We start from the raw sequence: 12,872 nt of genomic DNA on the forward strand, positions 1-12,872 counted from the left end.
ATATTAGATTTTTCGGCCTTGTATAATTCTCAATATAACTGCAATAACTGCAATAACTAGGAGTATATGGATTATTGATCCTAAGCTGTATGCAAAGAAACCAATTGCCCAAAAAAGTACTAAAATTACTGCGATTGTATAAAGTAAATTGCTCATGATTTTTGATTTTTAACTATTATTTTTAGATTAAATGTAGTAAAGTTACAGATAAAAATACATGTATTATATTGTTATACAGTATTTTATGTGTATTTATGATAAAATTAAGATTACCTTTTTACTAGTGCTTAAAAAGCAAAAGCAGCGTAGAAACTCAAAACACTGTTTTTAGCATCTGGAGAGCTAAAACTAGTTGATGAGTCCTCTTTTCCAATTTTAGTCAATCCATAATTGTAACGTACTCCAAAACTAATTGGTTCTAAATCAATCCCAACACCACCGGCAAGACCAGCATCAAACTTGTTAAAATCATCCGTGTCAATATTGTCTTCAAAATTATAACTACCGCTGTCAGACTTATTTGTAGTTTTAGCACTAACCATATAAGCGGCATAAGGACCTGCGTGAATATTGAAGTTTTTGGTTACATTAACTACTAATAAAAGGGGTACTTCAATATAATCTAATTTAAATTGAGCAGTTCCACTCACAAAAGCGTTGTTGTAAACTAGCTCAGCCCCCTTTCCTGTGTAAGAAATTTCAGGTTGCAGTGCGATCGTATTGGAAATAGGTAATTTGGCATAAAAACCAACATTAAAACCGGTTAAAACATTGTTGTCATCAACATCTTCAGTATACAAATTAGAGAAGTTTACACCTCCTTTTACACCAAATTTCGGAGTGTTGTCTTGTGCATTAGCATTCGTTAAAGTAACGAATGTTATCACTAATGAAGCAAAAATTATTTTTTTTGAATTTTTCATTTTATTTTTTTTGAATTATTGTACTACAAATATCAGCATCCTACGCTTTAAGTTTGTTACAAAACTTTTGGTTAAGTTTACATTATTCACACCTTAAATGATTTATTTAATAAATATTTTATGGATGTTTTTTAAATCTAAAAATGATGAGACAAAAAAAGACGAGCTAAAAAACTCGTCCTATTTATTTACTCTTTGTTGTTTACTGTCAAGTTTTTCAAAGCCTGACCAAGTTCATCCATGTCGCGATTGTATTCTTGTTTAAAAGATTCCCAATCACTACTCGTATCATTTTTATACGTTTTAATCTTAGCTTTTATATCATTATTTTTTTGTTCTAAAATAGCAATTTTTTTAGCATATTCTTCATCGATTGATTTGCCCGTTTTTTTCATACTGGCTTTCATCTCTGCGATTCTCATTTCATTTTGAGCAATTGTTGCATCGGTACTTTCCTTGAAAGTATTCCATTCTTCCTCAGTAGCTACTTTTCTCGCATCTGACAATTCTTCTTTTGCGTCATCAAGATTTTCTCTTGCGTCTTCTACATTATCTAAAGCAGCTTCTTCTTTTTTCGAAGTATTTTGACAACCGGTTAAAACAGTTCCAGCCATAAAAGTTGTTATTGCGAGGGTAAAAAGAGTTTTTTTCATTTTTGTAGTTTTAATATTAAGTTTTTGATGTGACTAGGAAATTTGTGTCTAACCATTTGATAATTCAAACTAACGTTGTTTAATACTGCTAGTTTGAATTATGAAACGGTAATAAAAAATAGGCAATGTAATAATAGGGGCAAACAAGGTTTATTGAAATATACTTATTAAGTAGACTGTATTATTTTAAGAATTTCTTCTTTGGTTTTTCCCAATTTACTTTGGATTTTTCCAATCATTTCTTCTTTTTTACATACTGTGAAAAGTAAATCATTCTCAGTAAGAGCTGCAAACTTTTGTTTTAATTTTCCTTTTTGCTCTTCCCAATTTCCTGTTAGTTCTACTGAATTCATTTTTTTTTGTGTATTGTATGCGAAATAATTTTCACTCTACAAAGTTGGCACGTTTAGGTATTAAATCAGTTATATAACTTTATGAATAATTTGTTTTATTCACTGATTTTATAAAAAATGAAACAACAAATTATTTTCATTGAATAATCAAATTGCTTTTTTGTATTCATGTCAATAAGCAGTTTTATTAATTTGAATTATGGTTGTGATTTGGACTGTATTTTTTCAAAATATTTTCTAATGATTCGTAATAATCCGATAGTGTTTTAATATTTATTTCAGGATTTGAAATTTCAGGAATAGTTATAGGCATCTCAGATAAATATTTGGATAATTCAGGATATTCATTTCGTATTTTCATTGTAATTTTAAGAATAGCGTCATTAAGTTCTTTTTCTGTTTTCATGATGAATAAAATTTTAAGGGTGTTTTGATTGGGACTTTTTATTTGAACCTAAAAAATAAAATCATTAAAAACATCGCAATTCTCAATGATGTTTTTTAATGATTTTAGATTTATAAGGTGGTACGTAAATACTGTTTTTATTTAAAAAAGCAACATTTTAAACAATTTTATTATAATATAATAAAAGCTCCTATGTCAGTTGCAATACCCGCTGTAACTATTATGTCAGTTTTTGTTACAGGCAATGAAGGTAGAGCAGGAGTTATGGTAATGGTGTATGTTCCAGGAGGAAGTCCCATTACTAAGAAATCACCATTTACATTTACATTACTCGTATAGCTTACAGCTGTTGAGGAAGTTGCTTCAACTACTGCCATAGTTCCTATTGGAGTAATTTTGCCTTTTATAGAACCGCTAATTGCTTTTTCAATGGTTCTAATAACTGGTTTCAATTGATACCCGCCATTTCCTAATTTCACCACTGATTTATTGGCATCAAAATCCAAAAGAACAGTATACAATATTCCTTCTTGAAGCGTTTGGTTAACTTTAAGTTTTAATCCGCTTTGCTCTGCACTTGGCGTACTCAAAGGGTAACTTACACCATCTAGAACTACTGTATTATCAGCACCTAGAATAAGTCTTATTTGTTTAACGGAAGAAATTTCCAGTGAATCTGTTGCAAGTAATACATCGACACCATTAGAAAATTCAAGTAGGTTATAAATTCCTTTTTCCACATTAAGAGCTACAGTTTTGCCATCTTCACCAATAACTTCTACACCTTGTATGTTTACATTCACTTCATCGTAAGGTCCGGGTGCATCAGTTAATCTTACTGCATACGGATAACTCGCATTGGTATCATCATTGTTGCATGAATAAATTAATAATCCAAGCATGATGAAAGACAGAATAAATTTCATTTTTTTCATTTTCATTTTAATTTAGAGGTTCAAAATATTTATAGTTTTGTAAAGGTACCAGGTGCTTGAAAATCAAATGTTATATAACTTTATTATAAAGTTGTAGCATTTTCACTTTTAGGTATTTAAAAACAAGTATTTTCTTAGTATAGTACGCTTTAGTGTAACTATTTTATAATATCATTATTCAAAAATATTTTTCAAAAAACTATTTGATAGTATCAAATTTGGCACCTATGTTTAATTCCTTTTTCATTTCTATTTCTTCCTGATCTTCTAAGTCATCCAGCTTTTTATCCGCTGCTTTTTTCTTTTTATTGAAATAGCCTCTTAATAGGAAATTATGTTTTGCAGCTTCTATAACTTCATTAAGTCCTTCGGTTCCTGTTTTTACATTTGTTAAAGTAGAATCAATCATTCGACCCATTTTTTCATCACTCACTAATTTTGAAAGTGCTCCTTTTCCATCATTCATTTTGACAGTAAATTTTTTAAATTCATTGGAACTATTTTCAAGATTAGCAATCATGTTTTTTATACTGTTACCAAATTCCTCATCGGAGACTAATTTAGACAAAGCTCCATTTCCATTGTTCATGCTATAACTGAATTGGGCAAGTTGAGCCGTAATAACACCGGCATTATCGACACTCTTTTTTACGCTGACCATTAAATCATCCATTTCTATTGCTTTTTTTGAAGCTATATTATCGTTGTCTTCAACAATTATATTAGAGTTTTTACCAGAGGATATGGTGAGCACTTTATCACCCATTAAACCATCAGAACTGATACTTGCAATTGCATCTTTCTTGATATATTTACGAACTTCTTCTTTTATGACTAATTTAATTACCACAGAGGTATCCGTAAGAAATTCAATCTCTTCCACTGTACCTATATTGATACCGGAAAAGCGAACATTATTACCTACTTCGAGTCCATTAACCGAATTAAATTTTGAATTTAATTCAAATGTAGAACCAAATAGATTTTTTTGTTTCCCAACAAAATAAATTGTTGTAACAAAAAGTACCAACCCTATAATTACAAACATTCCTAACTTCCATTGGTATCCAGATTCTTTATTCATTTTTTTCTTTTTTTAATGGTTATATGAAAAAAGAACGAACCCATTCGTCGTCACTTTTTTCTAATTCTTCATAAGTTCCTTCGGTATGTATTACACCATCTTTCAAAATCACCAATCGATCAGCAGTGTGTTTTGCGCAAGCCATATCGTGTGTAATAATAATCGAAGATGTTTTGTGTTTTTTTTGAATTTCTAATAATAATTCGCTGATTTCTCTTGACGTTATTGTGTCTAATCCAGTGGTAGGTTCATCATATAAAATTATTTCCGGTTTCAGAATAAGAGTTCTTGCTAGTCCTATTCTTTTTCGCATTCCTCCCGATAATTCCGAAGGCATTTTATCAATTGCCTCGCCCAATCCTACGCTTTCTAAAACCTCTTTTATTTGATTTTCTAATTCTTCAGCAGATAAATTTTTAGCGTGTCGTTTTAAGGTAAATCCTAGATTTTCTCTGACGCTCATCGAATCATACAATGCAGCATTTTGAAAAAGAAAACCGATGCGAACTCTAATTTCATTAAGCTCATTGTTGTCTATTTTTGTGATATCTGTGCCAAATACATTTATTTCACCTTCATCAGCGACCACTAAACCCACCAAGCATTTTATAGTTATTGATTTACCAGAACCTGATTTTCCTAATACCACTAAATTCTCTCCTTTATTTACAGAGAAAGTAACTCCTTTAAGTACCTCATTATTCCCGAAGGATTTATAAAGTTCTTTGATTTCTATAACTGGAACATTCGTTTTAGAAATAGAAGCAGGAGCTATTGTTGTTGTTTCTTGTATCATTTTAGAAAAATAAATCGGTTAATTGTACCGCAAGCATATCAATAATAAATATTGTAAGCGATGCAGTAACTACAGCAGAGTTAGCTGCTTTTCCAACACTTTCAGTTCCATTAGCAGCATTAAAACCTTTATAGCAGCCAATCATACCTATAAAAAAACCAAAGAAAAAAGTTTTCATAGTAGCGGGAAAAATATCTAAAAATGTAATAGATTCTAAAACTTGAGAGATGTAACGGTATAAATTAACATCACTATGAATATTTATACCTACATATCCTCCAATAATCCCAATACCATCTGCAAAAATCACTAAAAGCGGAATCATAAGGGTTGTAGCCAAAATCCTTGTAACAACTAAATATTTATATGGATTTATAGCCGAAACTTCCATTGCATCTATTTGTTCCGTTACTTTCATAGAACCTAATTCAGCTCCAATACCGGATGATACCTTACCGGCACAAATCAAAGCGGTAATTACGGGCGCTATTTCTCGGATTAAAGAAAGAGCGACCATACTTGGCAACCAGGATTCTGCGCCAAACTTAGCCAGTGTAGGCCTTGATTGCAACGTAAGAACTAAACCCATTATAAATCCTGTAATAGTTACTAATGGTAAAGATTTATACCCAATAACGTAACACTGTTTTAAGAACTCTTTGATTTCATAAGGAGGTTTAATCACTTCTTTGAAAAAGCGCATTGCAAACAATGTAATCTTGCCTACATCATTGAAAGTTTCTTTCAAGTAGGTTATTATGCTTTCTTTTTTGGCTGTTACGATACTATTCATTAGTCATTGTATTTTTATGTATGCAAATTAAGTGCTGATTTAAAGTAAATTAGATATTTTTTTATTTAAAACAACATTAAATCGCCTAATTTTTTCACCTTAGCATGATGCGCAGTTAATAAAATTTGCTGTGATTTAAGAATAATTAGAAGCTCAGAGGTTAGATAATCAAAATTACTTGCCAAGGCTTCCTTGTACGTTTTTATGGCTACGAATTCTTTGTGTACAAGAGTGTTCAAAATATCTTCTCTATCTTTATCAATAAGGCTCGATTTGAAATTTATCCAAAGCCTCACAAAAAAGCTATTTTTTTTAATTATGTCCACAGGAATTCCACCCATTTTTTGAACTTCATCTGCCAATTCAGCTTTAAAAAATTCACTTGTTTTTTGGAATTCAGAAAATAAATCTTTTAAATCACTTTCTACGGTCAGTATTGTTGCAGTTTCATAAACTAGAATTCTATCATTGTTAATTTCAATAAGACTATTTAATACTATAATTGATTTCTCTTTATTCATCTTATTCTATTTTAATAGTAATTAAACTAGATTATATTTTGCTACATTTTATTTTAAATTATCCGCTTAACAAAAGTCATTGTGATTGCAAACAAATGTGTTACATAACTATTATTTAATATTGCATTATTCACACATTCAGTAACTTGAATTTGTATGTATCAGAATTAGCTTTCTTTTTTATTGCTCGCTACGATTAAAATTACACCTACTATAGCAAGTACAGCTCCTATAATTGGAGACCATTTTATTGGATGGTTAACTTCTTTGTTGATTTGAATTGGACCAATAGCAACTACTTTTTCAGTAGTTACATAATTGAAACTGGTATACAATAACATTATTATTCCTAAAATAATTATAGCGATTCCTATAGTTCTTATTTTCATTTTTTTAAAATTTTTTAATTGATATATAATTTTAATTATGCTTGTGAAAAGTATTCTTTTACAAAATTATGTTGCTGATTTTCGTCCATTTTATCAGTGTTTTTAATTTCGAATTTAATTTTTAAAAAACGGATGTCTTCACTTAAAAGATCAAACAGTTCTATTTTTGCATCACTTGGTCCAAAGAGAATTACGCGTTTATAGTTTTTAATGGTTTCTCCAATTTTTTTATAGTACTCAAAGAGTTGTTTTTTCTCTTTACTGAAATTTGAGTTTTCAGATGTTGCTAAACATGCAATTTTATCTTTATTGCTAAGTTTAGATTCAATAGTTTCTATTTCAAAATGCTTAGAAGTAAATTCCATAACATGAGCTATGGAATGATCCATCCAAATGCCTAATTTCTTGGTTGTTTTCATGATTATTTTTTTGTGGTATGTGATATAAGTGTTTTTATAATTAATTAAATTATAATATATTAAAGTTCAGCTATTTAATTCTAAAAAACATTACATTACTTTGGGTAAAGGTTATATAATTTACATGTTTTTTAAATTGCATTACCAATCAAGATTAATTTGAATAAACAATTGACACAATCCCTTCTTAAACAGTAATAATTATAATACAAAAAAGGGCTATTGTAAAAACAATAGCCCTTAACCAAACCCAAAAAAACCAACTTATCTTTATTATTTTTATGAATCTACTTTTGTTGTAGATTTATCTTCTTCACTTTCTTTAGGAGTTATTTTACCAACTCTACAATGACTTTTTGACGCTGAATAAGCTTCGTTTTCTGAATTTTCCATTTTTTATGTTTTTTATTATTCTAAATATCTTCTTAGTGTCCAAGCCATTGTTTCGTGTGCTTGCATCAAACCTGTAAGGAAATCAGCCGTGCCGGCATCTTTATTTTCTTCAGCCGTTGTGTCAACATCTTTTCGAAGATGAACAATAACTGTTTCATGATCCTCTAGTAATTCTTTAACCATTTCTTTTTGAGATGGGTAATGATTAGGCGATTCTTTGATTATGGTTAAATCTGAAAACTCTTTCATTGTCCCAATAGTTTTTCCTCCTAATTTGCTGATGCGTTCTGCAATTTCATCTATTGAAGCTTCCAGTTGTGTGTATTGGTTTTCAAATAGTTTGTGAAATTCCATAAAACTTTCGCCGGAAACATTCCAATGAAATTTTCGTAATTTAACATACAGTGTCATTTCATTCGCTAAAATTGACGATAGGATAGAAATGCTATTTTTTAAATGTTCTTGTGAAATTCCAATTTGTAGTTTCATGTTTTCTATATTTTATTATTTAAATGATTGCTACTTTTTAATGCCTTTATATATTTTTTTGAAATTATATGCAATAAGTAAGAAAGTATTCTACAGTACAAAGGTGATTTTATTCCTTTCCAAAAGTATTATAAAATTGTAAAAATAAGTTACATGATTCACACCTTGAATTTAATTAAAATATTTATAATCAATGTTTTAGATTCTTTGTGTAGCTTTTTATTAATTTGTAAATCGATGTTTTAAGCAATAGAAACTTCTTTAGCCAGATAAATTTCCTGAACAGCATTTATGAGGTTTACGCCTTCGCCAAAGGGGCGCTGGAAAGCTTTTCGACCCATAATCATTCCAGCTCCACCAGCTCGTTTATTTATAACGGCAGTTTTTATGGCTTCGACCAAATCAGTTTTGCCTTTTGATTCACCTCCGGAATTAATCATGCTGATACGGCCAGAAAAACAATTCATTACCTGATAACGGCACAAGTCAATGGGATGATTACTGGCTAATTTGGAATACATATCTGGATTTGTTTTTGCAAATTTTATCGCAGTAAAACCACCATTATTTGTAGGTAACTTTTGTTTAATGATATCAGCCTGAATAGAAACACCTAAGTAATTGGCTTGACCGGTAATATCAGCAGCGGTATTGTAATCGACGCCGTTTTTAATAAATCCATCATTTCTTGAGTAGCACCAAAGAATGGTTGCCATACCTAAATTATGCGCTTCTTCAAAAGCTTTTGCTACTTCCATAATTTGCCTGTCAGATTCGGCAGAACCAAAGTAAACTGTCGCACCTACAGCTAGAGCTCCCATATTCCAAGCGTCTCGAACACTCCCAAATAGTATTTGATCGTATTTGTTGGGATAGGTAAGGAGTTCATTGTGATTAATTTTTACCACAAATGGAATTTTATGCGCATATTTTCTCGATAACATTGCAAGTCCTCCCATAGTAGACGCTACTGCGTTGCAACCTGATTCAATAGCTAATTTCACAATATTTTCTGGGTCAAAATAAATGGGATTTGGAGAAAATGAACTTCCGGCAGTATGTTCAATTCCTTGATCTACGGGTAAAATAGAAACATAACCTGTATCCGAAAGTCGGCCATGATGGTATAATTGTGTCAAACTTCGAAGCGTTTGTCCGTTTCGATTACTTGGTAAAAAAACGGTATCTATAAAAGAAGAATTGGGCAAATGAATTTGATCTTTGGAAATTGCTTTACAAACATGATTCAATAAAAAGTCTTTTTCATTACCTAATAAAGCTAATAATTGGGCTATGGCTTTCATTTTCTTTCATTTAGAATGCTTCAAAAAAAATGTTTTAGTACCTAATGAGATTATTTTATTAGCCTTTGTATACGGGATAATCAGTATAACCTTTCTCATCAGCAGTATAAAATAAATCCATATTGAGGTCTTGAGATAAAGGCCAATTGTTTTCAAATCGTTCCACTAAATCAGGATTATTTATAAACGGACGACCAAAAGCGACTAAATCAGTCAGTCCGCTTTCAATAGCTTCTTCAGCGCTTTCTTTGTTATTGCCACCACAAAGGATTAGGGTATTTTTAAAATTATGACGGATTAATTTTTTAATTTCCAAGGGAACTTCTGGTGCTCCCATAGCAGAATGATCCACAAGATGAATGTATGCAATGCCTAGCTTGTTGAGTTCTTTAGATAAATAATCATAAGTAGCATCTATCTCAGGATAATGTGGCATATCACTTGCTACTCCGTAAGGCGATAAACGAATACCGGTTTTTTCTTTTCCAATGGACAGAGCCACAGCAGTAACAACTTCAATAATAAAACGACATCGGTTTTCAATGCTTCCACCGTAACTGTCGGTTCTTATATTACTTACAGGGGAAAGAAATTCTTCTAGTAAATACCCATTAGCCGCGTGTAATTCGACCCCGTCAAATCCTGCTAATACAGCATTTATTGCTGCGGTATCATATTCTTGTTTTGCATTTAAAATGTCTTGAGCGGTCATTTCTTTTGGCACTATAAAATCTTGAAGTCCTTGTGAATCTGTCCACATTTGCCCGGCTGCTTTTACTTGTGATGGAGCTAGTATTTGAGCTTCTTTAGACATATTAAGCGGATGGCTGATTCTTCCGGAGTGCATTAATTGAATGATTATTGTACCTCCTTTTTCATGAACTGCACTAGTGATTTTTTTCCAGCCTTCAATTTGTTGCGAAGTAAAAACTCCAGGAATTCGAGCATATCCAAGACCATTAGGAGACGGTGAAGTTCCTTCGGTTATAATCAATCCGGCACTAGCTCGCTGCTGATAGTAATTTGCCATTAAATCATTAGGAACGTTTCCAATTGCTCTACATCGAGTCATGGGTGCCATAACAATTCGATTTTTTAAATCTATAGCGCCTATTTTTTTTGGTGTGAATAATGGATTTGTTTTCATGTTTTTTAAACCTTAAAAAGTTGATATAAAGATAATTATATGTAATGATTTGTCTGTAGGAAAACGAAATAGATAAAATTGTAAGATGTTTTAAATGAATTTATTGTGAAATTTATCTCAAAAATTAAGTTAGATTCTTTTGCCTTTTAAAATGTTCTGATTAACAGCATCAAGCTCGTGTATAATTTGTTGGTCTAAGGCGACTGGTTTTAAAACCCCTATGTTATTGATGCTATTTCGTCAACTTGGCCAACCAGAAAATAGACTATCTAACAAAATAAAAATAGCAGTATTGCTGTATGCTTAGGGACTTTTACTAATTTATTTATTCTCTTGGGGTAATTGACCCATACATTGCGTCATATTTTAGTATAATATCGGTTTCGCCTATAGAGCAAAAAAAATCTTCTAAGCGTTTTAGATGATCCATTGTAAATTGCAAATGTATTTTGAGCGCATCTACTAATTCATCAGTAGCTGCATTCTTAATCATTACAGGAATGGATAGTATTAATGCTTTTTCATTAAAGTAGATTTCTTTTAATTCCTCTACATAAACGTTACGGCAATTTTCTTTTCTCTCGGGTACAGTATTTTCTGAATTTCCTTTACCTTTTTGCAACTTTACTTTTTTAATTGTTTTGGTGGTTGTACTTTTCATCTGTTTCTATTTAATTGTTTAAACTTGTTAAGTAAAGTTCTGTATTTAAATCTAAATTTCATTACATAATTTTTTGAATGAGTTGTAATATTCACAGATGCATTAATAGAAGAAGGAATTGATTGACAAAATGAGGTGTTTTGTATCGTATTAAATAACTTCTCTCGACTGTTATAAAAAAGAAGAGAGAAGTTAGTGGTATTATGAATTATAACGATTATAGTTTTAATTCGTTCGAGGAATTTTTAATATATTATCAAGAAAATAAACATAAAAAGGTAATCTAAATTATTTTGTTTCTCATTTGAAAGGTATTGAGCATCAAAAATAGTAAGGAAAACAGAATTATAATTATGATTCGTCTTTTGTTGTACGAACCAAGCTGATTCCTGAAACGAAGAAAATAATTCCAAGTACACCGTAAATAATTAATGATTTAACATCTGTCATGTCGCCAGATGTTCCAGCAAATAATATTGCAGTATAAATAAGTCCACCTATTCCAAGTGCCGTAAGTAATGCTCCAAAGATTCTTTTAAGATTCATAATTTTATTTTTTTAAGATTAATTTTGTAACTTATTTTCAGGCTTAACTTTCGAAGTCTACTGAATTAAAAGAAAATGCTTTGAGTTTTATTTTTTCAAACATTTGTTATTTAATCAATTACAAAGCAAATGTATTTTGGTTAGACTCGAAAAGTGTTACATAATTGTCAGTAAAAGTTACATCATTCACACACTTAAAATAGCCAATATCAGTAAAGTCATGCCCTAATGAAAGAGTAGTATTAAAAAATATACGGAGAAAACGCTTTATTTTACCGCATATTTTTTTAATATAAATCATTACTTGACTAACCCATCAAATCCCGTAAATTTTTAATTTTATCATGGTTTGCTTTTATAGCATCATGTTGTTCTTTTATCATCATTATTTGTTCTGGAGTTAGATCCTTATTATGACTCAATGCATCGTTATAGGTTTGAACTGCAACATCTTCTCCATATTCACAGGAGTTAACTATAGCTTTTCTGTCGCTTCCGGTAAGAGCTGATTTTATATCCATCCATACTCTATATAATTTACCTGATGTAGTTGTTCCCTCTGTGGGTTTTCCACCTAATCTTTCTACTTCTGCGACAAGTTCAGCTTTACATTTTAGACTCGTTTCAGTAAAATGAGAGAACAATATTTTTAAGTCTGATTCTTCAGCTTCCTTTGAAGCGGTCTCATATCCCTCAATTCTATCGTTATTGATTTGGATTAGGGAATTTAGTACGTCAATTGATTTTTCAGTATCCATCTTTTTATGTTTTAAATTTTATATTTAAGAATTCAGATTATTATTATTATTATTATTATTTATTTTTAAATCAAGTTATAGAAAATTTTAAACCATCTAAGAATTTTAAAAAATGATTTATAATTGGGCAATAAAACTAAATAAGGATATTTATAAAATATGTAGGAATAAAAATCTCCATTAATTTCAGACCCTATATTAGTTTTACCAAGTTAAATTTGGAGTTTTAAAGCATCTTTTCTTTATTACTTATTAATTAACAATCCCTTATGCCCTAAAATTTAGGTTTGTATTTACGGGAA

General features: G+C 30.5%; 18 protein-coding genes. All 18 read right to left on the minus strand.

Annotated features, from left to right (window positions below; translation table 11 throughout):
- Positions 1–3 precede the first annotated feature (3 nt).
- Entirely contained in the window at positions 4–156 is a 153-nt protein-coding gene (locus ACNQGD_RS12800) for a lmo0937 family membrane protein (protein ID WP_417994604.1), read from the minus strand.
- Between the two features lie 131 nt (positions 157–287).
- A complete protein-coding gene (locus ACNQGD_RS12805) occupies positions 288–923 on the minus strand; it encodes a porin family protein (RefSeq protein ID WP_417999556.1) in 636 nt (211 codons plus the stop codon).
- Between the two features lie 188 nt (positions 924–1,111).
- Positions 1,112–1,576 carry a sll1863 family stress response protein gene (locus tag ACNQGD_RS12810; protein ID WP_417999557.1) on the minus strand — a complete coding sequence of 155 codons (465 nt, stop codon included), beginning with the start codon at positions 1,574–1,576 and terminating at the stop codon, positions 1,112–1,114.
- A 167-nt stretch (positions 1,577–1,743) separates the two neighbouring features.
- A complete protein-coding gene (locus tag ACNQGD_RS12815; RefSeq protein ID WP_417994607.1) occupies positions 1,744–1,929 on the minus strand; it encodes a CsbD family protein in 186 nt (61 codons plus the stop codon).
- A 187-nt stretch (positions 1,930–2,116) separates the two neighbouring features.
- Complete coding sequence (locus tag ACNQGD_RS12820) at positions 2,117–2,335, minus strand: hypothetical protein (RefSeq protein ID WP_417999558.1); 219 nt, start codon at positions 2,333–2,335, stop codon at positions 2,117–2,119.
- Between the two features lie 170 nt (positions 2,336–2,505).
- Complete coding sequence (locus tag ACNQGD_RS12825; RefSeq protein WP_417999559.1) at positions 2,506–3,270, minus strand: DUF4382 domain-containing protein; 765 nt, start codon at positions 3,268–3,270, stop codon at positions 2,506–2,508.
- Between the two features lie 199 nt (positions 3,271–3,469).
- A complete protein-coding gene (locus tag ACNQGD_RS12830) occupies positions 3,470–4,354 on the minus strand; it encodes an MlaD family protein (RefSeq protein ID WP_417999560.1) in 885 nt (294 codons plus the stop codon).
- Positions 4,355–4,373: 19 nt separating this feature from the next.
- Positions 4,374–5,150: an ABC transporter ATP-binding protein gene (locus ACNQGD_RS12835; protein WP_417997318.1), complete on the minus strand. Its 777-nt coding sequence runs from the start codon at positions 5,148–5,150 to the stop codon at positions 4,374–4,376.
- Position 5,151: 1 nt separating this feature from the next.
- Positions 5,152–5,910 (minus strand): MlaE family ABC transporter permease, encoded by a 759-nt coding sequence (locus ACNQGD_RS12840; RefSeq protein ID WP_417994613.1) that lies wholly within the window; start codon positions 5,908–5,910, stop codon positions 5,152–5,154.
- Between the two features lie 98 nt (positions 5,911–6,008).
- Complete coding sequence (locus tag ACNQGD_RS12845) at positions 6,009–6,464, minus strand: PA2169 family four-helix-bundle protein (protein ID WP_417999561.1); 456 nt, start codon at positions 6,462–6,464, stop codon at positions 6,009–6,011.
- 167 nt (positions 6,465–6,631) lie between these two features.
- Positions 6,632–6,853 (minus strand): hypothetical protein, encoded by a 222-nt coding sequence (locus ACNQGD_RS12850; protein ID WP_417997316.1) that lies wholly within the window; start codon positions 6,851–6,853, stop codon positions 6,632–6,634.
- 35 nt (positions 6,854–6,888) lie between these two features.
- Positions 6,889–7,272, minus strand: coding sequence for a hypothetical protein (locus ACNQGD_RS12855; RefSeq protein WP_417995370.1), 384 nt, complete (start codon positions 7,270–7,272; stop codon positions 6,889–6,891).
- Between the two features lie 408 nt (positions 7,273–7,680).
- Positions 7,681–8,154: a Dps family protein gene (locus ACNQGD_RS12860; RefSeq protein ID WP_417999562.1), complete on the minus strand. Its 474-nt coding sequence runs from the start codon at positions 8,152–8,154 to the stop codon at positions 7,681–7,683.
- A gap of 242 nt (positions 8,155–8,396) precedes the next feature.
- Positions 8,397–9,458 (minus strand): class I fructose-bisphosphate aldolase, encoded by a 1,062-nt coding sequence (locus ACNQGD_RS12865; protein WP_417999563.1) that lies wholly within the window; start codon positions 9,456–9,458, stop codon positions 8,397–8,399.
- A gap of 58 nt (positions 9,459–9,516) precedes the next feature.
- Positions 9,517–10,605, minus strand: coding sequence for an alkene reductase (locus ACNQGD_RS12870; protein WP_417999564.1), 1,089 nt, complete (start codon positions 10,603–10,605; stop codon positions 9,517–9,519).
- Between the two features lie 325 nt (positions 10,606–10,930).
- Entirely contained in the window at positions 10,931–11,266 is a 336-nt protein-coding gene (locus tag ACNQGD_RS12875) for a DUF892 family protein (RefSeq protein ID WP_417997312.1), read from the minus strand.
- 351 nt (positions 11,267–11,617) lie between these two features.
- On the minus strand, positions 11,618–11,812 hold the full coding sequence (locus ACNQGD_RS12880; protein WP_315207589.1) for a hypothetical protein: 195 nt from the start codon (positions 11,810–11,812) through the stop codon (positions 11,618–11,620).
- Between the two features lie 308 nt (positions 11,813–12,120).
- Positions 12,121–12,570, minus strand: coding sequence for a ferritin-like domain-containing protein (locus tag ACNQGD_RS12885; protein ID WP_417999565.1), 450 nt, complete (start codon positions 12,568–12,570; stop codon positions 12,121–12,123).
- Positions 12,571–12,872: the final 302 nt, after the last annotated feature.

It is taken from the genome of Flavobacterium glucosi, assembly GCF_048286535.1.
Classification (GTDB): Bacteria; Bacteroidota; Bacteroidia; order Flavobacteriales; family Flavobacteriaceae; genus Flavobacterium.